At 42.8% G+C, this 20,637-nt stretch carries 24 protein-coding genes; 17 read left to right on the top strand and 7 right to left on the bottom strand.

The window, feature by feature from the left end:
• Positions 1-15: 15 nt before the first annotated feature.
• From gspG to J1N51_RS08800, 12 genes are all read left to right on the top strand, one after another.
• A complete protein-coding gene (gene gspG / locus J1N51_RS08855) occupies positions 16-465 on the top strand; it encodes a type II secretion system major pseudopilin GspG (protein WP_208830493.1) in 450 nt (149 codons plus the stop codon).
• Positions 466-493: 28 nt separating this feature from the next.
• Positions 494-1,081 carry a type II secretion system minor pseudopilin GspH gene (gene gspH / locus J1N51_RS08850; protein ID WP_208830491.1) on the top strand — a complete coding sequence of 196 codons (588 nt, stop codon included), beginning with the start codon at positions 494-496 and terminating at the stop codon, positions 1,079-1,081.
• A complete protein-coding gene (gspI, locus tag J1N51_RS08845; protein ID WP_208830489.1) occupies positions 1,078-1,476 on the top strand; it encodes a type II secretion system minor pseudopilin GspI in 399 nt (132 codons plus the stop codon). Before gspH ends, gspI begins: the two co-directional genes overlap by 4 nt.
• The gene (gspJ, locus tag J1N51_RS08840) at positions 1,473-2,219 is read left to right on the top strand and encodes a type II secretion system minor pseudopilin GspJ (protein WP_208830487.1); all 747 of its coding nucleotides are present in this window, start codon (positions 1,473-1,475) and stop codon (positions 2,217-2,219) included. Before gspI ends, gspJ begins: the two co-directional genes overlap by 4 nt.
• Complete coding sequence (gspK, locus tag J1N51_RS08835) at positions 2,216-3,256, top strand: type II secretion system minor pseudopilin GspK (RefSeq protein ID WP_208830485.1); 1,041 nt, start codon at positions 2,216-2,218, stop codon at positions 3,254-3,256. The genes gspJ and gspK overlap by 4 nt, the downstream gene beginning before the upstream one ends.
• Positions 3,237-4,490, top strand: coding sequence for a type II secretion system protein GspL (gspL, locus tag J1N51_RS08830; RefSeq protein WP_208830483.1), 1,254 nt, complete (start codon positions 3,237-3,239; stop codon positions 4,488-4,490). Before gspK ends, gspL begins: the two co-directional genes overlap by 20 nt.
• The gene (locus J1N51_RS08825) at positions 4,491-4,991 is read left to right on the top strand and encodes a type II secretion system protein M (protein WP_208830481.1); all 501 of its coding nucleotides are present in this window, start codon (positions 4,491-4,493) and stop codon (positions 4,989-4,991) included. It begins immediately after the preceding gene.
• Positions 4,991-5,752: a type II secretion system protein N gene (locus tag J1N51_RS08820; protein WP_208830479.1), complete on the top strand. Its 762-nt coding sequence runs from the start codon at positions 4,991-4,993 to the stop codon at positions 5,750-5,752. Before J1N51_RS08825 ends, J1N51_RS08820 begins: the two co-directional genes overlap by 1 nt.
• A gap of 78 nt (positions 5,753-5,830) precedes the next feature.
• Complete coding sequence (gene glgC / locus J1N51_RS08815) at positions 5,831-7,108, top strand: glucose-1-phosphate adenylyltransferase (protein WP_208830477.1); 1,278 nt, start codon at positions 5,831-5,833, stop codon at positions 7,106-7,108.
• Positions 7,109-7,247: 139 nt separating this feature from the next.
• The gene (locus J1N51_RS08810) at positions 7,248-7,787 is read left to right on the top strand and encodes a DUF2878 domain-containing protein (protein WP_208830475.1); all 540 of its coding nucleotides are present in this window, start codon (positions 7,248-7,250) and stop codon (positions 7,785-7,787) included.
• A gap of 3 nt (positions 7,788-7,790) precedes the next feature.
• A complete protein-coding gene (locus J1N51_RS08805; RefSeq protein WP_208830473.1) occupies positions 7,791-8,414 on the top strand; it encodes a chalcone isomerase family protein in 624 nt (207 codons plus the stop codon).
• Positions 8,415-8,432: 18 nt separating this feature from the next.
• Positions 8,433-9,008, top strand: coding sequence for a DUF3833 domain-containing protein (locus tag J1N51_RS08800; RefSeq protein ID WP_232842773.1), 576 nt, complete (start codon positions 8,433-8,435; stop codon positions 9,006-9,008).
• Here J1N51_RS08800 and yrfG read toward each other — a convergent pair.
• Positions 9,001-9,660, bottom strand: coding sequence for a GMP/IMP nucleotidase (yrfG, locus tag J1N51_RS08795; RefSeq protein WP_208830471.1), 660 nt, complete (start codon positions 9,658-9,660; stop codon positions 9,001-9,003). The two genes, J1N51_RS08800 and yrfG, sit on opposite strands and share 8 nt — an antisense overlap.
• Positions 9,661-9,722: 62 nt before the next feature.
• On the opposite strand from yrfG, the gene nudE reads away from it, so the two are divergent.
• Positions 9,723-10,307: an ADP compounds hydrolase NudE gene (gene nudE / locus J1N51_RS08790; RefSeq protein ID WP_208830469.1), complete on the top strand. Its 585-nt coding sequence runs from the start codon at positions 9,723-9,725 to the stop codon at positions 10,305-10,307.
• A gap of 143 nt (positions 10,308-10,450) precedes the next feature.
• Complete coding sequence (gene cysQ / locus J1N51_RS08785; protein ID WP_208830467.1) at positions 10,451-11,281, top strand: 3'(2'),5'-bisphosphate nucleotidase CysQ; 831 nt, start codon at positions 10,451-10,453, stop codon at positions 11,279-11,281.
• Between the two features lie 3 nt (positions 11,282-11,284).
• Here the strand turns inward: cysQ and J1N51_RS08780 are convergent, their stop codons facing one another.
• From J1N51_RS08780 to J1N51_RS08765, 4 genes are all read right to left on the bottom strand, one after another.
• A complete protein-coding gene (locus tag J1N51_RS08780; RefSeq protein WP_208830465.1) occupies positions 11,285-11,503 on the bottom strand; it encodes a YheU family protein in 219 nt (72 codons plus the stop codon).
• Complete coding sequence (locus J1N51_RS08775) at positions 11,500-12,501, bottom strand: hydrolase (RefSeq protein ID WP_208830463.1); 1,002 nt, start codon at positions 12,499-12,501, stop codon at positions 11,500-11,502. Before J1N51_RS08775 ends, J1N51_RS08780 begins: the two co-directional genes overlap by 4 nt.
• A 90-nt stretch (positions 12,502-12,591) precedes the next feature.
• Positions 12,592-13,509 carry a citrulline utilization hydrolase CtlX gene (gene ctlX / locus J1N51_RS08770; protein ID WP_208830461.1) on the bottom strand — a complete coding sequence of 306 codons (918 nt, stop codon included), beginning with the start codon at positions 13,507-13,509 and terminating at the stop codon, positions 12,592-12,594.
• A gap of 119 nt (positions 13,510-13,628) precedes the next feature.
• The gene (locus tag J1N51_RS08765; RefSeq protein ID WP_208830459.1) at positions 13,629-14,606 is read right to left on the bottom strand and encodes a glutathione S-transferase family protein; all 978 of its coding nucleotides are present in this window, start codon (positions 14,604-14,606) and stop codon (positions 13,629-13,631) included.
• Positions 14,607-14,792: 186 nt separating this feature from the next.
• Between J1N51_RS08765 and J1N51_RS08760 the strand changes: the two genes are divergently transcribed.
• Positions 14,793-16,067 (top strand): DUF5610 domain-containing protein, encoded by a 1,275-nt coding sequence (locus J1N51_RS08760; protein ID WP_208830457.1) that lies wholly within the window; start codon positions 14,793-14,795, stop codon positions 16,065-16,067.
• Here J1N51_RS08760 and rluF read toward each other — a convergent pair.
• Both rluF and fusA read right to left on the bottom strand, forming a co-directional pair.
• Entirely contained in the window at positions 16,064-16,804 is a 741-nt protein-coding gene (gene rluF, locus J1N51_RS08755; RefSeq protein ID WP_208830455.1) for a 23S rRNA pseudouridine(2604) synthase RluF, read from the bottom strand. The two genes, J1N51_RS08760 and rluF, sit on opposite strands and share 4 nt — an antisense overlap.
• 127 nt (positions 16,805-16,931) lie before the next feature.
• Positions 16,932-19,022, bottom strand: coding sequence for an elongation factor G (gene fusA / locus J1N51_RS08750; protein ID WP_208830453.1), 2,091 nt, complete (start codon positions 19,020-19,022; stop codon positions 16,932-16,934).
• 193 nt (positions 19,023-19,215) lie between these two features.
• Between fusA and cobO the strand changes: the two genes are divergently transcribed.
• Together cobO and imuA are read left to right on the top strand one after the other, a co-directional pair.
• Complete coding sequence (gene cobO, locus J1N51_RS08745; RefSeq protein WP_208830451.1) at positions 19,216-19,815, top strand: cob(I)yrinic acid a,c-diamide adenosyltransferase; 600 nt, start codon at positions 19,216-19,218, stop codon at positions 19,813-19,815.
• A 127-nt stretch (positions 19,816-19,942) separates the two neighbouring features.
• A complete protein-coding gene (gene imuA / locus J1N51_RS08740; RefSeq protein ID WP_208830449.1) occupies positions 19,943-20,632 on the top strand; it encodes a translesion DNA synthesis-associated protein ImuA in 690 nt (229 codons plus the stop codon).
• Positions 20,633-20,637: the final 5 nt, after the last annotated feature.

The raw sequence follows: 20,637 nt of genomic DNA, 5'->3' as shown, positions 1-20,637 counted from the left end.
TTGACGGAGCATGCAGTGAAAAAATATCAATCTAGTCAAAAAGTGACACAACGTGGTTTTACGTTATTAGAAGTCATGATCGTAATCGCCATTTTAGGCATGATTGCTGGACTAGTCGTTCCTAATTTGATGGGCCAGACCGACGATGCCAAGATCCAAAGTACCGCGATTGAAATTCGTAACTTGGAGTCAACGTTGGACATGTACAAGCTAAAAGGTGGCATGTATCCGACTACAGAACAAGGTTTAGAAGCGTTAGTGACACGTCCAGAAATCGAACCTATTCCACGTAATTATCCAGAGCAAGGCTACCTTAAAAAAGTTCCTGTGGATAAATGGGGTAACGAGTACCAGCTAGTTAGTCCTGGTGAAATGGGCGTATATGATTTGTTCTCTATGGGTCCTGATGGAGAAGCAGGTACCGAAGATGACATCGGTAACTGGAACGCAGACGAATACCTATAATCACTACCCTTAAAACGGAAGCGCTGCCGTGAAAAAAGCCCATGGCTTTACCCTCATTGAGCTGTTGTTGGTCATTGTCATAATTGGCTATTTGGTCTCACTGGTGCGCTTTCCAAGCCTCTCAAAATCGCCATTTGATGAGGTAGAAATGCAAGCGAATAAGCTTACGGCCCTGGTGAACTTAGCCTCTGAACAGGCTTTAATCCACAACAAACAACTGGGGTTGTCAGTGGGTGAAAACCAATATGCCTTTTTAGAGTTCACTGATGGTAAATGGCAACCTATAACTGTTAAGCCCTTCAAAACTGAACCACTTCCAGAAGACGTCACCTTAACCTTGAAGCTTGATGGGTTGTCGTGGAGCCAAGACAACTTAATAAGCTCAATCGAGATGATTGATGAAGAGCGTTTAGAAGCCTTAGCTGAGCTTCCCGAAGAAGAACGTTTATTAGCATTTCCACAAGTGTTTATTTTGTCATCAGGTGAAATATCACCGTTTGATATAGAAGTCACTTATGATGACTTTGATACATCTGTGATGTTTTTGGTTAGAGGTAAATTTACCGCGCCGGTCCATGTTTACGATCCACGTCAACAAGAGGACTTGGACGAATGATGAAAACTCGAGGTTTTACGTTAATTGAATTGTTATTAGCACTAGCAATCTTTGCATATGCCAGTGCGTCAATTTTAAAAATGGTCAGCCAATCCGCGCAAAACACCTCAATGCTCGAAAAAATGACATTTGCATCTTGGGTTGCCCAAAATCGACTGACCGAAATGCGCAACGAATTAATTTGGCCACCAAAAGACAACCTCAAGGGTGAAGTTGAAATGGCAGGTGTTACTTGGTTTTGGCGTCAAACCGTTACAGAGACGGCTGATCCAAGAATGCGTGCAGTTAAGATCAATGTTTTTGAATCCGTTGACGGAGTGGACTCTACGTACGAGCTAGAAACCTACGTTGTGCAACAGCAACAATCCTCTGGCACTGGGAGAGGTTCTCCGTGAGTTTGACTACCAACGAGCAATTGGTTAACACACCAAACAAATCAGCAGGCTTTACCTTAATCGAACTTTTATTGTCTCTGGCTATATTTGGAATGTTGGGTATGGCGACATACAGCGTGTTAAATAACACCATTAAAGGTAAAGAAGCAATCGAGTACCAGACGGACCAGCTTGTCGCTTTGCAAAGAGGCATGCTGTTTATCGAAAACGACCTTCGTCAAATCGCGCAACGAAAAGTCCGAATAGGCGGCGAAGAGCCAAGCCAGCAGTATTTTATTGCAACTCCGTATCTATTTGACTCTGATGATTTGGGTTTTGCGTTTGTACGGGACGGTTGGACCAACCCTGCGATGATGTTGCCTCGAAGTGAAATGCAAGTAGTTGCTTATCGAGTCAGAGAGTCGGTGTTAGAGCGTCTGTATTTTAACTTTGTAGACGCTGACGTGGGTGTTGAGCCAAGAGTTCAACCCATTTTAGAAGGTGTTTCTGAACTTGAATTATCCTATCGCTTCAAAGTAACCAATGAAGATAATTGGCAAACAGAAATTGAAGACAATGCTTTACCAAAATTAATTAAATTAGCCTTTGTAACTGAGGCATTTGGCCGTATCGAGCGGGTATTTGAGGTTATTGAAAAGACCCAAGCTGTAGCACAGCCAAGCAATCAGCCAGGTCAGTCTCCTGAGTCTGATGACGACGCCCAAGACAGTGATGATTCGTCTGAACAAGTGAGTGAGTCATGATGAGTCACAGACCGCTAAATGGTAGACGCCGCCAAACCGGTGTTGCGTTGATATCGGTTTTATTAATCATTGCATTGTGTGTCATTGTTGCGGCGCAGATCAGTACGACACAACGCATGAGTATCAGTCGTTCACAAAACCTTTTTGAGCGCCAACAAGCTTTTGAATACGCAATGGGCGCTGAGGCATTTGTCAAAGCTACAATCGAAGCATCCCTTGAAGACAATGATGGTAAAACAAGTTTAGATCAGCCATGGGCAATGAAAGGCATGGCGTTTCCGGTCAATGGTGGTGTAATCGAAGGTCAAGTTAGAGACTTGTACTCGTGTTTTAATGTCAATGCGTTGTGGCAAGATAATATGGATGAAGCATTGCAGAAAAAACGTCGTGAGTTGTTTGTCCGATTGTTAGAAAAGCTAAACGTCGATGCAGAGATAAGCCACACTGATTTGGCAAACAATATTTATGATTGGATTGATCCTGATGATTATGCAACGGAGGCGGTCGGTTACGACGGTGATATGTATACGTCTTTGGAATATCCGTACTTAAGTGCGAACAGCGCACTGGCTCATGAAAACGAATTGAGGGTGATATATGGGTTTAATCCTATTGTGTTGGACAAGATCAAAAAACATGTGTGTGCGATTCCACAACATCATGGGTTACAGATAAATATCAACACGATAGACGAAGAAAATCCCGAGTTATTGATGGCCATGCTGGATATCGATGAATCAACCGCGCAATCCATTTTGTCAGAACGACCAGAAGAGGGTTTTGAGGACATGGAGGCGTTTTGGCAGCTACAGTCTGTAGCATCAATTAATAACATTGCTTCGGTAGACAAAAGCTATTTTACCGTGAGCAGTAAGTTCTTTAAACTAATAACAAATGCATCGTACAACGACGTAAAATTTGCATTGACGAGTTTGATCCAAATGGATGACTCGTATAAAGGCACCGTAATAGGGCGTCGATTTGGAGGGGAAATTGAGCGAGAAGCTGATCCTGAGGATGAGCAGTCAAACAAATAAGCCGATTCAGTGGCTTGTTTGGTCTGATGTGAACAATGAAGTAATTGTTGCTGGAGAAATCTCTGGCCAATCAGAACTGTCATCGATTACACAATATGCAACAGGGCGACAAGTCACCGTTATCGCTAACAGTGCCGATGTGCGCCTGATCAAGCATCACTTAGAGCTAAAGCCAAATCGTCAATTGTTGAAAGCGTTGCCTTTTATGCTAGAAGACGAACTAGCCGAAGATATTGAAAAACTCCACTTCACTGTTGAAGAGACGGGTTTTGATTCTGACCAAAACAAACACTTTGTTAACTTAGCGATAATCAGCAAACAGGTATTAGCGAGTTGGCTTGATGTACTGGTAGAAGCCAATATCAATACTGCCAAAGTGGTACCTGAGGTTCTGTGTTTGCCATATGACACCAGCGCTCCTGAGCAGGATAAAGAGTCAGAGCATGCCTCATCAGTAATTCAAATGATGGCACTAGCCGATGGCTTTTTATTTAGAGAGTCAGACTGGCAGGGTTGTTTTGTTGAATCCGATTGGCTCAGTTTGTATCTGCAAAAATGCCAAGATACCGAGTTCAGAACGTGTACTCCTGTGCCTGAAGCCCTTCAGCAGCTGATTGCTCAAGACGATCGCAATGTCACTGTGATAAATGAAGAGCCAGAGTTGCCTATGTTGGTGTTGGCCAAAGGTGCCCATCGTCAGAAGAGCAATCTACTTCAAGGCGAGTTTGCACCAAAAAAACAGGTCAGCCAAGCTTGGCGTTTGTGGCGCCCAGTCGTCTATTTAGGTGGCTTATTGTTGGTCATCAGTTTCGTACTAAAAATTGCCAATTGGCAACAAAAACAGCACCAATTGGATATCGCTAAACAAGAGTTAGGCGAAGCATACAAAGCCGCATTTCCTAACGAAAAACTTCGTATTAATTTATTGCGTAGGCAGCTACAAAATAAGGTAAAAGGACTGGCTAGCGGTGATAGCCAAGGTCAATTTAGCTTCTTACCTATTATGGAAGAACTGACGCCAATTATTGCGAAATACCAAACGGTGACTTTGGATAACATTCGATTTGATAGCAAACGCGATGAACTAAGGCTCGAAATTGTTGCACCTTCGTTTCAAGAGTTTGAGCGCTTTAGAGTAGCCTTAAAAGATTTAGGTTATGAATTAAAACAAGGCGCAGTTAAAAACGAAGGCGACGTTGTCTCGGGCTCGTTGAGTTTACAGGAGAATAAGTAAATGAGTGCGTTTCAATCACTAAAAGAAAAGCTCCTAGGTTTTTATCAATCTAAGAATGAAAGTGAGCAACGATTATTAGTAATTTTAGCTGTTACTGTGCTTTTGTTTGGTATCGTTAGTGTTTATCTTTCGGTTGCCAATGGCCTGGCAGATACTGAGAAAAAACTGAGTCGTCAGCTAGAACTGAACAGCTGGGCAGAGCAACAAATCGCAATTATCAAACAGTCTCAAGGCAATGGCAGAGCCACTGATAACTCTGGTTCGATGACAGAGGTGATTAATACCTCTGCGCGTCGTTTTAATATTACGTTGGCAAGACTACAGCCGCAGCAAAATAACTATGTAAAAGTTGGACTTGAAGACGTTAACTTTAATCAATTAATGCAGTGGCTAACCCAGTTACAAAATACCTATAGTATACGTGCGGCCAACATTGATATTTCAAAAACAGAGACGCAAGGCATAGTTCGAGTGCGTCGATTAGACTTGGAGCGCATTTGATGTCAGTAGCTCGATTAAGTGTATTGTTTGTTATCGCGCTAATTATCTTTGCGGTATTTTTGACTCCTGTGTCCATTATCGCATCCCTTTTAACACCTCCAAAAGGGGTTGCATACCAGCAACTTCAGGGAACGCTGTGGCAAGGCAAAGCATCAGCGCTTCAAGTGAACAATATTGTTCTCAATAATGTCACTTGGACGTTATCGGTCCCTTCTTTACTAGTGGGCAACGCCGATTTGGACGTTAAATTTGGTAATGCTCGCAATGCTGATGAAATCAGTGGCAAAGGAAATATTCGATTAGGAATGAGCTCTATTCAAGCTAATGACCTCATTGTCCGTGTGCCCGCAGAAACTGTTAAGCCAATGTTGCCAGTGCCTGTAGGGCGCGTTGGTGGGCGTGTGATTCTAGAAGTTGATGCTTATTCAAGTAGTACCGAATTTGTCCAAAACCCTACTACACCTGTCTGTTCTGAATTAACAGGAACTTTAGTTTGGACGAAATCGGAAGTGGTTTTTAATAACCCGATTAGAATGGGCGCAATCAGTGCTGACCTTAGTTGCTCTGATAATATTTTAGTTGCCCGATTTAACGGCGACAACGAGCTTGGATTGGAAGGAGATGCAAACATCGCCTCTGCAAATCAGTTTAACTTTGATGGCTTTGTCAAACCTCAACCTCACTTACCTGCCGAAGTTCATCAGGGTATAGCAATGTTTGCGAAGTTAGACCCTCAAGGCCGTTATCCAATAAAGTTGTAAATATTTGCGTTTAGTCCTTGTGTAATTAATGTTCTTTTTCTTAAATTAGGGTATTAACTCAAGGACTAAGGCAAGCCGATGACAATACCACAGGAACGTTACGTCAGTGCACTGACAAAAGATACCATGGCGCTTATTCTCGCAGGGGGGCGTGGCAGTCGATTAGAGGAGCTGACAGCCTGGCGAGCAAAGCCCTCTGTTTATTTTGGTGGTAAGTTTAGGATCATCGATTTTCCTCTTTCAAATTGTGTAAACTCAGGGATTCGAAAAATCGGTGTGCTTACTCAATACAAAGCGCATTCGTTAATCCGACATCTTATAAACGGCTGGAGTCACTTCAAACGCGAATTTGGTGAAACGGTCGAGATCATGCCCGCTTCGCAGCGCTATTCTGAGAATTGGTACTTAGGTACCGCTGACGCTATTTATCAAAACCTAGACATAATCCGTGGAATGCGGTGCAAGTATATTGTCATTCTGTCAGGCGATCATATTTACAAAATGGACTATGGACCTATGGTCGCGCAGCACGTTGAGCGCGGAGCTGATATGACAGTATCCTGTATTGAAACCTCAATAGAAGAGGCGGCTGGCGCGTTCGGAGTCATGCAAGTCGACGAAAGTAACCGAGTACTAGACTTTTGTGAGAAGCCGGAAAATCCTGCCTGTTTACCACATGACAGCACCAAGACACTTGCCTCTATGGGAAATTATGTGTTCAACACTGACTTCTTATTAGATCTTGTAGAACGAGATGCAAAAGCATCAGACTCTAGTCACGACTTTGGCAAGGATATTATTCCGGCGATTATTTCTGATCACAAAGTATATGCGTATAAATTCCGTGCGCCTAACCCTAACGAGCCTGCTTATTGGCGAGATGTTGGTACCCTAGACTCGTTTTGGGAAGCAAACATGGAAATGATTGCGACGACACCAGCGTTAAACCTTTATGATCAAAGTTGGCCAATTTGGACATATCAATCGCAGTTACCATCCGCCAAATTTGTGTTCGATGACGACGAAAAATGCGGAATGGCTATCGAGTCAGTTGTCTCTGCTGGTTGTATTATTTCAGGGGCTAAGGTAAAGCGTTCGTTATTGTTTTCAAATGTTCGAGTAGAAGTGTATAGCCAGGTTAATGACTCAGTTATCTTGCCAAATGTGACTATTTCCAAAGGGTGTCAAATCCGCAAGGCAATTATTGACCGAGGTTGTGTTATTCCTGAGGGAATGACGATTGGTATCGATCACGAGCAAGACAGGCAAAACGGCTTTAGGGTAACGAACAAGGGCGTGGTTCTTGTTACTCGTACAATGCTGGGTGTTGCACATGGTTACTCATTCGAGGAGTGATCGCTTTTCGGTGGGATGTAAGCCTTTAATCACACTCGATGGGGCAGTTAAAGCAGAGGAGGTTTAACCTGATTGAACTTTCTTTGCTTCATTAACGTAAGTTATTTACCTCCACAGAGTTCACAAAGGATTGCTCATCGTGCTACTCAACTTTGTTTTCTTTCAACTTATTTGGTTTGGGTCCATTTTAATCGGCAACGCTTTTATACCGTTGGCCGCTCTTATCTTTTTTCTCCACTTTCGCTTTACTTCAGAAACTCAACACGACAAGAAAATCATGGCAATTGCGGCCTTAATTGGTGTGGTTGTTGATTCGTTATTGATGTTTTTCGGCGTGTTCGAATTTCAGCATGGCTTACTCGTCCATTGGCTAATCCCGCCCTGGTTGGTGGTACTTTGGATGGCGTTTGCAATGACCTTAAATCACAGCCTTGCGTATTTTCAAAAACAACCTTTACTTGCTTTTATCGGTGGTGCGGTCTCCGGGCCTCTTAGTTATTTAGCGGGAGTCAAACTTGGCGCGATTCAAATAGGCTACAGTTATTCAGTAACGTTTATCGTATTTGCATTTATTTGGGGGCCGTTGTTTTGGGGTTTGACTCGATATATCGATTGGTTAAACCATCCATCGCCTTCAGACAGCAACTTAAATCACCTTCAAAACCAAAATAGGAGTTGAGTAATGACAAGTTTAAGAGGACTGACGATAAAATCACTTTGTACAGCGCTTTGTATGATTTGTGCTTTTGCTGTAGAGCTAGTGCATGCAAGTTCAGCTATAACAACTGATCAGCACCAACACAGCTCGACTCCAGTAACGTCCTATCAAATTGACGGAGCAACATTTAAAACCTCAGCATCGACACAACTTAAACAAGTCGGTATGGCTGAATTTAGTTATTTGTTTTGGGATGTATATGACAGCTATTTGTTTAACCATTCGGGCAAGATAGACCCTAATTATACATGGTATGAACAAGCCCCCTTGGTATTAGAAATCCGCTATAAGAGAGATATTAAAGCCGACGAGCTCATAGATAGCACGATTGAACAATGGCAGCACTTAAATCTCAAAGCCGACCAATATGAAGCTTATGTACCTTGGTTGAAAAAAGTGTGGCCGAATCTAAAAAAAGGCGATCGGCTTGCACTTCTGGTTCAAGATGGTCAGTCGGTGTTTTTTTACAATCAACAAGAGTTGGCACGGCAACCTGACCCGTATTTTGCCAGAATCTTTTTAGATATTTGGCTTTCTCCTGATACAAGTGAGCCAAAGTTACGTAAGAAACTGCTAGGTATTAAATAATTTTGTAAGGAGCTGATCGTGAGACGCTCAACGATAACCAGTTTACTCGCCTCTATGGCACTACTGACAGGCTGTAGTACCAATGTGGAAGAATACGAAGGGACAACGCCTAAGTTCGAATTAGACAGTTACTTTAACGGTGATGTGGTCGCTTGGGGTATGGTTCAAGATTATACAGATAAGGTGACAAGGCGTTTTTGTGTCGAAATGACTGGGACATGGCAACAGGGTAAAACACCAGGAGAACGCACTGGTGAACTCGATGAAATGTTCTATTACGCCGATGGTGAGGTCGATCAAAGGATTTGGCAATTGGTCAAATCACCATCAGGACAATATTCAGGAACCGCTGCAGATGTAACTGGACAGGCTAAGGGTGAGGCAATAGGGTTTGGTTTTCAGTGGCAATACACACTAAACCTAAACCTCGATGGCTCTAATTATTCATTCTTCTTGGACGATTGGATGTATCAATTAGATGAATACCGCATGATGAACCGAACCAAAATGAAAAAATTTGGTATAACTGTCGCCGAAATTACCATCTTTTTCGATAAACAAACGCCATTGAGATCTTGCGATAAGCCTACTTAATGTCGTCGATTATATTGCGATAGTCAGTTACGTTAACAAAACCATCGAGTGGCCAAGCCGCTTTTTTACTATCTGGATTTGCTACTGCGAGAAGGTGAGCAATACCGTACTGCTTAGCCGATTTTAAAACCCTCATTGAGTCATCGACGAACAAGGTTCGCTTGGGATCAAAGCCTAAGTGGGCCTCGAGTTGATGCCATAGCTTCTGGCTCTCTTTGCATTCTCCAAATTGATGACAAGAGATTAACTGGTCTATGTGAGTGTCCAACTCGGTACGTTCGACTTTGAGGCTTAAAGAGTTAGGGTGCGCATTCGTCACTAATATTACTTCTTTACCAGCCCCTTTGAGCGCGTCCAAAAACGGAATAGTGTCATCGCGAAGTTGGATTAGGTGTTGTATTTCACGTTTTAGCTCGACGATGGGCAAATCTAACGTTGTTTGCCAATAATCTAAGCAGTACCACTCGAGTTGACCATATACTTCATCGTTCTTTTCTTTAAGTAAGATTTTGGCGTGCTCTAGTGAAATGCCGTGTTTTACTGCATAGGCTTTTGGGGTGTGTTCCATCCAAAAGTGATTGTCAAAATGCAGGTCGAGAAGGGTCCCGTCCATATCTAACAATACTGTGTCGATATTCGTCCAATTAAGCATAGATTTCTTAGTGAGAGTCGTTATAGTTAAGCGTGTGATATCGATTTTAGCAGAAGGTGATTATGTCGGGAAAACAAAAAGAACCAGTCACTCGAGAATGGCAAAACCAAACCCTTCCAGAGATTGAAAGTGCCGAGCTGGTGGCACAAAGCAAGCTATTTAAAATCGAGCAAATTGACCTTACGTTTGCAAATGGCGAAAAGCGCATCTATGAAAGAATGAAGGGTTCGGGCCGTGGAGCAGTTATGGTTGTCCCTTGTTTAAACGATGATGAAATGATGTTAGTTCGAGAGTATGCGGCCGGAACCCATACTTACGAATTAGGTTTTCCAAAAGGTTTGATAGATGCTGGTGAAACACCGGAAGAAGCGGCTAATCGAGAATTAAAAGAAGAAATAGGGTTTGGTGCTCGACGCTTAACTAAGCTCAAAACCTTACTAACAGCGCCGACTTATTCTTCGGCAAAAATGCATATTTTTATTGCATCAGACTTGTACGAAGCGTCGTTGCCTGGTGATGAGCCAGAGCCATTGGAAAAAGAAGTTTGGTCATGGTCTGCGTTTCAGGACTTAATGGAACACCCTGATTTTAATGAATCAAGAAGTGTAAGTGCGCTATTGATGGCGAAGTCTCTACTTAAAAAATAACGAGATAATTATTTTTGACGTACTCACAGTAATCACGCCTGTTTAATTTATCACCATTTGACTACCTTCATTCGGATTAATAATAGGCAGACCCTTTTATGATAGGCTATCCTAGGGTGGTAGCTACACACTAGGAGGCCGTCGTGGATCGAGATCTAAAAGAACTAGCAACCGAAGTACGCCATATCGCAAAGCGCGCTGGTGAGGCAATATTAGAGTTCTTTTCGGATAAAGATTTTGAGCAATTTAGCAAGGCCGATGAATCTCCAGTTACGAGCGCAGATTTTGCTGCAAACGATGTGGTGATTAATGCGCTCAAAGCACTGACACCAAACACACCAATTGTGTCAGAAGAAAGTGAAGGTTTGCAGTTAAGTGACCGCGAATCATGGTCAGAGTATTGGCTCGTTGACCCCCTTGATGGAACTCAAGAGTTTGTTGCCGGACGTCCTGACTTTGCTGTAAATATTGCCCTGATTCGAAATAACCAACCCGTGTTAGGTGTTATTCATGCACCTGTGACTGGCGAGTTTTATTGGGCCGCCAAAGGATTAGGGGCGTACAAGGTTAAAAAACAAAAACAGACTCGCCTTGAAGCCAATATCATCGACCCAACCAAGCCACACCTTATTGTTGCGATAAGTCGTGTACAGACCCTCGAAACTATTACCAAGTACATCAAACCAGGCATCAGTTTACAGTTTATATCGCTAGGTAGCTGCGCACTAAAATCATGTTTGGTGGCAGAAGGCAAAGCCGACATTTACATTCGAGTTGGGCCGACTGGAGAGTGGGATACAGGTGCTCCACAAATTATCGTTGAAGAGGCTGGGGGACTTATCATTGACTCTGAGTTTGAGCCTTTGAGTTACAACCAACGAGAGTCACTACTAAATCCGGACTTTTTTGTTGGCGCTGATCGCAGCTTAGACTGGTCGACAGTGATCATTCCGCACGGCTCCCGCCGAGATTAAATATCAGCCTTTGAATTCAGAAGCTGGCATTAGGTTTACGGTTTCGTGTAACTCAGAATAAACCAATACAATGTCTCCACGACGAAGTTGCTCTTGTAACTGACTTTTTTTGTCATCCAATGAGACTTCATATTCGCCGTAATCGGTACCCTCACGCATGATAAACTCTTCAAGAATACTCTCGAGCGTATCAGGGTTTAATTGCTGCCATGGCACAATCATAGTTCGATCCTATTAGACTCAAGCTCTTTGATATATTCGATGCTTCTAGTTTCAGTCCAAAAAATCGGTTTGAACGGATTATTACCAGTAATAAAACCGACGTGGCCGCCGGATTTACTCAATTCCAAAACGACATTACTAGCGAGCATGTCGGCTGACGGCACAACGTCAGGCGTCATAAAGGGATCGTCCTCTGCATGAATGATGAGAGTCGGAGTTTTTACTGTTTTCAAGAAGCGATTGGCACTGCATTGTTGATAGTACTCGGTTGCACTATCAAAACCATTGATAGGGGCCGTTATCGCTTCATCAAACTCGGTTAGGACCTTAATTTTATCAAGCCCTTTCTCATCTATATTGACGGGAAAGCGATCTTGCATCAATGACAGTTTGAGTTTGGTTTTGTTACGAAGTTTATCGACTAAGTACTTTTGATAAACCTTGGCAAATCCGTTACCTATTGCTTTGGCACAAATGGCTAAATCAAGAGGTGCAGAAATCACCACGGCACCACTTAAAAATGACAGATCTTGTTCGCCGACGTATTTCGCTAGCATATTGCCACCGAGCGAAAAGCCAATAGCGTAAAGTGGATTGTGTGGAAATTTGCGTTTTATATATTGGATCAGTTCAAACACATCTTCTGTTTGACCTGAATGGTAGCTTTTGGCATGGCGATTTGGCTTTTTGCCACAGCCTCTAAATTGCATGAGTAATGCAGTCCAACCTTGTTCGTGAACGGCATTCATCATTCGTTTGGCGTAGAAACTATCAACAGACCCCTCAAGACCATGCAAAATCAAAACGATTGGCGACTGCTCTTGGATATAAGCAGGGGAGCGACTCCAAATCAGTTCGATAAAATCACCATCGGATAAATTGAACTCTTGTTCAAACGGACGGAACGAATTTGGAACAGAATAAAACCTTGGAACAATCGTCTGTAAATGGCGGTTGTTCAGCCACCATGCGGGTTTAAACTTCGATTCTACTATCATGATGTCCTCATACTACTACCTCATCATGAGGGGGGACTAATTCTATGGTAAAGGGTCTAGTTAGTTCAACCCCAAGGCCAATAAGGTTATTTACTTTTTGTGTAAGTGAATACCCGCTAACATACATCGTATCGAGCCACCTGCGTATTCAAGGGCAGTTACGTCACAAGGTAACAGCGTAACGTGTGATGAGATGGTGTTACGTTGATCGTCAGTTAAGCAGCCCAATGCAGTGGTCGATAGGGCAAGGTACTTTTTATCTTTACCCTGTAGTTCGAGAGCATTACCTGCATACTGATTGATTTGTGATTCTGTTAACGAGATTAGCTGTTTACCACTTGCTTGGATGGCATTTACGACCATGGCTCGTTGCTTTGTATCTCGGATCATCTCATCGCTTATCATGACAAAATCACTGGCAACGCACATCAATACGTTAGTGTGATAAATTGGATTACCCAAGTTGTCTGATGCATCAAACAACACCCCTTGGAAGTTGTGTTGACGACAAAATAAGTTAAACACTTGTTCAGAGCATCGATGTGAACGAACTGCGTAGGCAATGCGGTTGACATGATCTAAGACCATGGCACCAGTGCCTTCTAAAAACTGATGTTGAGACTCAAAATGTGAATAGTTGATAAAGTAATTGACCTGATAATCATTAATGAGCTTGTCCAATACATCTTGGCGTCGCTCCAATCGACGATTTTCTGGATACATTGGATAAACACATAGGGCACCATCGTTATGAGTTGTAAACCAATTATTGGGAAATACTGAGTCTGGCGTTAAATCGGTTTCATCCTCGAATAATATGACCTCTACGCCTTTTCTCATCAATAACTCTGCAACGTCCGTTACCTGCTGGTAGGCCAACGCCTTGATGGCATTTGGATCCGAAGGGACTTGCTGAAACGCATTGTCGCCAGACGTTTGAGGGTTGGTGACAAATTGATGAGGGCGGATCATAACGACTGCGCTCGGTGCGTGGCCGATATTCGACATATAGGTTCTCTTTTTAATCTACAATAAAACGCAATTGTACGGCTTTGTTGACTAAAAATGTACATACTTGCGGTGGATGACCATACTCCACCGCAACTTGGTTTTGTAACCACCCTCTATCACAAACGATCTCTGTTATGGGGTGCTGAATAATCCACTCCTGGACCTTTCGGGACGATTTGAGTCGGGTTAATCATGGTATGGCTAAAGTAGTAATGACGTTTGATATGATAGAAGTCAACTGTGTCTGCCACTCCAGGCCATTGATATAACTCTCGTAAATACCCGGACAAGTGTGGGTAACTTTCGATAGTTCTGTGGTTACACTTAAAATGGCCCACATAAACAGCATCAAATCGGATAAGCGTTGTGAATAAACGCCAGTCTGCTTCGGTTAGAGTTGAGCCTACTAAGTAGCGTTGAATACTAAGCCTTGCTTCAAGTTTATCGAGCGCAATAAATAAATTGTCGAATGCTTCCTCGTAGGCATCCTGCTCGGTAGCAAACCCGCACTTGTACACACCATTGTTGATAGCGTGGTAGACCTCATCGTTAATCTCATCAATTGCATCTGCTAAGTGTGCAGGATAAAAATCTTCGTGGTTATCTGTTAGGTGATCGAAAGCATCGTTCATCATCCGAATAATTTCTGCGGATTCATTACTGACAATTTGATTGGTTTTTTTGTCCCATAACACAGGTACTGTTACACGCCCAGAGTAAGTTGGATTGTGCTTGGTGTAGATTTGATGCATAAAAGAGACGTCAAACAAGTGGTCGCCAGTTGAGTGATTGTCTTTATCAAACTCCCAACCCTCGCTCAGCATATCTGGGCTAACTACTGAAACCGAAATCGCTTGTTCTAATCCTTTTAATTTTCTGAAGATTAGAGTTCTATGAGCCCAAGGACAAGCCAGGGAAACATACAAATGATAGCGTCCTAGTTCTGCTTTAAAACCGTCTTTGCCAGTTGGACCTGCTGAACCATCTGGGGTTATCCAATTGCGTAGTTGCGCGCTTTCTCGTTTAAACTTCCCTTGGTTTTCTTTAGTGTCGTACCATTTATCTTGCCATTTACCGTCTACGAGTAGTCCCATAATTGCCTCTTTTGAATTCTGGTTGTAACAAGCCTAACAAACACAAGGCTAGAGTATAATTGTGAAAAACGGTGCTTTTTTTTCTATTTTATTGAAGAATTAGAGAGTTATACGAAACTGTTTAATATTCGCTCAAGATTTTATGTGATGTGCCGATAAAAGGGGCACAAATAAGGTAGGTATATCATGATTAAATTTGACCCGTCGCAATTTAATAAATTGCAAAACAGACCGGCCTCCGCATCACAACAAGATTTCAGTGAACGATCGCAAAATCAAGTATCACAAAGAAACCCTGTTTCAACGGTGACTTTGTCTGGCCAGCAGGTGTCGAGCTTCTCCTTATTTCAAAAAACAGTTATAAAAAAATTAGAACAGGCACTGCCAAATAATCGAGGTACCTCGGCCGAGCAGATCCAGCAAGCTCAGTCTGACGCTCGAGAGCGTCGCGCAGATGTGGCGTCTTCTAATATCCTCAACTTCATTGGTGCTCGTTTAAAATTAGATGCGCAGAATGGAGCAACTCCTGAACAACTCGAAAGTCGACTTGAAGCTGCACTCAAAGGTTATGAAAGCGGTTTTGATGAAGCTAATGGCATTTTGTCAGATATGGGTTTGATGTCAGATGACGTTGAAGCTGATGTAAACCTAACCAACTCGAAAGTTCGACAAGGTCTCGCAGAGTTAACTAAACAATATTTGGGTGATGATGCTGAGCTGTTAGATAAGATTAATGCTGAAGAGCTCGAAGAAAGCGAAGCGTTAAATGAAGTTGTATCACCCACCTATTCACAGGTGTCTGCAGCTCAAGGTCGCTCATTTAGCTTTGAGTTAGAAACTCGTGATGGTGATAAAGTAACGATAAATGCTCGCTCACTTGAAGGGTTTAGTCGGTCGCAAAGTGCAGGCGGAGCTGGATTTGCTGCGTCTTTTGAGCGTGAGTTTGCACTGGGTATTGAGGGAGAGCTAGACGAAGGCGAGCTTAAAGCAATTAATGACCTTCTGAAAGAAGTAAACAGCCTCAGCGAAGACTTCTATTCTGGTGACATGCAAAAGGCGCTCGAAAAAGCATTAAGTCTTGGTTATGACAGTTCTGAGATCGGTAGCTTTTCTATTAATCTAACTCAGGTCAGCTCGGTTAAAGCGGTACAGGCTTATCAACCAGAAGAGCCGTTATTAAAACCAGCCGTACTCTCAGAGTTGCGACCTCTGGGCAAATACGCCTCCGATATAGCAGAGAGCTTAGTTAGAGCAAGTGAGCTATTTAATCAGCCTGAAAAACTATTTTCTGAGTTGCTAGAGAATATAGCCAAGCTAGATGAGCAGGAAGGTCGACAATCTATTGTGGAGTTTTATAGCTATTCTGAAACGGTCATGCAGCAGTTTGCGACTAAGTTGCTCCCTGCAAAAGGCACTTCAAATGAAGCATCACAGTCCACTTCACAAACAGCCGATGATTAATCGGCTGTTTTTTTAGAGCCTTTAACAGCTTGATTGATTTGTTTCATCTCAGTACTGGTTAAATCACGCCATTGGCCTGGTTTGAGACCTTTCAAATCGACATTCATGATCCGAGTTCGTTTCAGTTTGGTCACTTCATATCCTAAGTATTCACACATACGACGGATTTGACGATTTAATCCTTGAGTCAAAATAATCGAAAACTTCTTTGGCCCTAACACTTTTACTTTGCAGGGTTTGGTTACGGTACCAAGAATTGGGATCCCTTTTTCCATCCGACCTTTAAACCGTTCGTTTAACGGTTTGTCAACTGTAACGACGTACTCTTTTTCGTGGGCGTTTTCTGCACGTAAAATTTTGTTCACTATGTCGCCGTCACTCGTCAAGAAGATTAAACCTTCAGAGGGTTTGTCGAGTCGACCAATCGGAAAGATACGCTCTTTGTGATTGACGGCATCGACGATATTACCTTTTACATGACGTTCTGTTGTACAAGTAATGCCGATAGGTTTGTGGTAAGCAATATATACGCGATCTGATTTATTTTGAGCGGTGGCAGCTATAGCTTTGCCATTAACAGTAACTGTGTCACCAGGCATCACTTTAGTGCCGAGTTCAGGTAGCTTACCGTTGATTTTGACTTTCTTTTGCTCGATGAGTTTGTCGGCTTCGCGACGTGAGCAGTATCCAGATTCACTGATGAACTTGTTCAGTCTTTTCGCTTGAGTATCGCTCAAAACTAATCCTAATGTATAAATGATTAAACGCCTAATGGACGTGATTGTAGCACAACTCTTTAGCGGACAGACACAAACAAAAAAGCCTGCACGAGGCAGGCTTTTAGAGGCTATTTAAGAGGCTAAATTACTTAGCTTCTTTTTCAGCTTTTGCTTTAGCAATTACTTCGTCTGCAACGTTTTGTGGACATGCATTGTAGTGGCTGAATTCCATAGAGAATTGACCACGACCTGAAGTAATAGTACGTAAGTGACCGATGTAACCAAACATTTCTGATAATGGTACGTCCGCTTTGATACGTACGCCAGTTGCACCAGCTTCTTGGTCTTTGATCATACCACGACGACGGTTAAGGTCACCGATTACGTCACCAACGTTGTCTTCTGGTGAGAACACGTCAACTTTCATGATTGGCTCAAGAAGTTGTGCACCTGCTTTAGGCATTGATTGACGGAATGCGCCTTTCGCTGCGATTTCGAAAGCAACTGCTGATGAGTCAACTGCGTGGAATGAACCATCGAATAGTTCAACTTCAACGTCTAGTACTGGGAAGCCAGCTAGAACACCAGTTTCCATCATGCTCTTGAAGCCTTTTTCAACTGCAGGCCAGAATTCCTTAGGAACGTTACCACCAACAACTGAAGAGCTGAAAGTGAAGCCTGAGTTTTGCTCACCTGGCTTGATGCGGTAGTCGATCTTACCGAACTGACCAGAACCACCAGATTGCTTCTTGTGCGTGTATGAATCTTCGATTTCTTGCGTGATAGTTTCACGGTATGCAACCTGCGGCTGACCTACTTCTAGTTCAACGCCGTAAGTACGCTTCAAGATATCTACTTTGATGTCTAAGTGAAGTTCACCCATACCTTTAAGGATAGTTTCGCCTGAGTCTTCGTCAGTCTCAACTTGGAATGATGGATCTTCTGCAACCATCTTACCAATCGCGATACCCATCTTCTCGTTACCGCCTTTATCTTTAGGCTTAACAGCGATAGAGATTACCGGCTCAGGGAAGATCATCGCTTCAAGAGTACATTCGTGCTTAGGATCACATAGAGTGTGACCAGTTTGAACGTTCTTCATACCAACAACCGCTAAGATGTCACCCGCTTGCGCTTCAGAGATCTCGTTACGGTCATCTGCTTGCATCTCAACCATACGGCCAATACGCTCAGTTTTACCTGTTGCAGAGTTAAGTACAGTATCACCTTTCTTCATACGACCTGAGTAGATACGGATGAACGTAAGGGCACCGAAACGGTCGTCCATGATTTTGAACGCTAACGCACGTAGTGGCTCGTCTGCAGATACAGTTGCAACTTCACCAGTAGGTTCACCAGTTTCTTTGTCAGTAAGAGGTTGAGGGTCTACTTCTGTTGGAGAAGGTAGGTAATCAACAACTGCGTCTAGTACTAACTGAACACCTTTGTTCTTAAATGCAGAACCACAGAACGTTGGGAAGAACGCTAGGTCACGAGTACCTTTACGGATACACGCTTTGATTTGTTCTTCAGAAGGAACAGTACCTTCTTCTAAGTATTCCATTAATAGATCTTCGTCTTGCTCTAGAGCAGTCTCGATCAATGCTTCGTGGTATTCTTCAACTTTGTCTACCATGTCCGCAGGAACGTCTGTGATTTCGTAGTTTTCAGGAAGACCTGTGTCATCCCAAACGTAAGCTTTCTTAGTTAATACGTCTACAACACCAACGAAGTCGTCTTCGATACCGATTGGTAGAGTCATAACTAGTGGGTTTGCTGCAAGTACGTTTTTAACTTGGTTAACAACGCGGTAGAAGTCAGCACCTAAACGGTCTAGTTTGTTTACGAAGATTACACGTGCAACTTCAGATTCGTTTGCGTAGCGCCAGTTAGTTTCTGATTGAGGCTCAACACCACCAGAACCACAGAATACACCGATACCACCGTCAAGAACTTTAAGAGAACGATATACTTCAACTGTGAAGTCAACGTGTCCTGGAGTATCGATAACGTTTAAGCGGTGATTTTTCCACTCACACGTTACAGCCGCTGACTGGATCGTGATACCACGCTCAGCTTCCTGTTCCATGAAGTCAGTAGTTGACTCACCGTCATGTACTTCACCAGTTTTATGGATTTTACCGGTTAATTTCAAAATACGCTCAGTCGTGGTAGTTTTACCAGCGTCAACGTGAGCGAAGATACCTATATTTCTATACTTAGATAAGTCAGCCATTGTCTTGCTCTATCTTCTCAATAATATGTTGGTTAAAAAAAGCCGCCGGATTCTATCATTAATTAACCAAAACGGCACACTTTTCATAAAAAAATAATAAAATAAATGGTTTTAATGAGTTATTCGCTCGTATTGAGCGTAATGTGATTTCCAAATTACTGGATTTAGAGTGTAGAAGACTTTTGGGAAAATGATGAGTCAAGATAAAGACCAAAAACACAAAGAGCGCCAACAGCGATTAAAAGAACAAGTGGATCAGCGTGTTGAAGCCGCACAAAAAGAGCAAGGGATTTTTCAAGTAATCACGGGTAATGGCAAAGGCAAGTCGACTTCTGGGTTTGGCGTGGTAACACGTTGCGTTGGTTATGACAAAAAAGCCGCCGTAGTACAATTTATCAAGGGTGAGTGGGACTGCGGAGAGCGTCGTTTATTGGAAAAACACGGCGTGCCATTTGCCGTTATGAAAACTGGATTTACCTGGGATACACAAAACCGAGAATCCGATACAAAAGCCGCGCAAGAAACTTGGCAACAAGCCAAAGCGTTTTTAGCGGATGAGTCGATAGACGTGGTATTACTGGATGAATTGACTTACATGATCACTTATCAGTACCTCGATTTAGAGGAAGTACTCGCAGCAATACGTAGCCGTCCGCATATGCAATCTGTAGTAGTGACAGGCCGTGCTGCGCACCGTGAGTTAATAGAGCTTGCTGATACGGTTAGTGAAGTAAAAAACATCAAGCATGCGTTTGATTCAGGAGTAAAAGCCTTACAGGGGTTTGATTATTAATCGAACAAATAAATCTGTTTATAAATCATAAAACAAGCCGCTTTTTACAGCGGCTTTTTTATTTTTGACTTGGCAATATCTACCCACTGTATTTATACTGTATAAATAAACAGTGTTGGTGGTGGTTATGTTAGAGTTAAGTGAATATCAGAACAAAGGGCTCGTTTGGTATGGCTGCAATAGTCGTGAGCAAATTAAACGAATTCCCAGTGGTTTCAATGAGGTTGATCAAGCGTTGCAAGGTGGTTTTCCTGAGCAAGGTATTATAGAGCTCAAAACCGCTTTCGGCGTTGGTGAGTTACGACTGATGACGCCGTTTTTGTCGGCCAAACAAAACGCCGGACAATTGGTTTTTGTTGCACCACCAATACAGCTTAATGCCGAATACTTAATGGCCAATCACATCAATGTCGACAAAGTACTGTTACTGACTCCAACCAGTGAAGAGCAATCGTTATGGGCCACCGAACAGTGTTTGTCGAGTGGTTGTTGTAGCGCCGTTGTATTATGGCAAGACAGCCTATCGATTAAACAAATTCGGCGTCTTATGTTGGCTTGTGAGCAGGGCGGAGCGAGTTTAATTTTGTTTCGGTATCAAAAAGCACAGCCCTTATTTTCTTTACCGAGTACGGTGAGCTTGAGTATCACTTCGCATGCTAAAGGTATTCAATTAAAAGTAGATAAACAAAAAGGTGGCCGAGCAACGGATTACTTTACGGTCGATATGAGTGAATGGTGGCCAGAGTTGATATCTAGAGACAAGCCAGTAATGGCAAATGATAATGTTGTAGCGTTTCCACGCGCAGCTGGTCATTGATCGGT

It is taken from the genome of Psychrosphaera ytuae (assembly GCF_017638545.1).
Taxonomy (GTDB): domain Bacteria; phylum Pseudomonadota; class Gammaproteobacteria; order Enterobacterales; family Alteromonadaceae; genus Psychrosphaera; species Psychrosphaera ytuae.
Note: the sequence above shows the minus strand (reverse complement) of the source record. Positions and strands in the feature narration are given on the sequence as shown.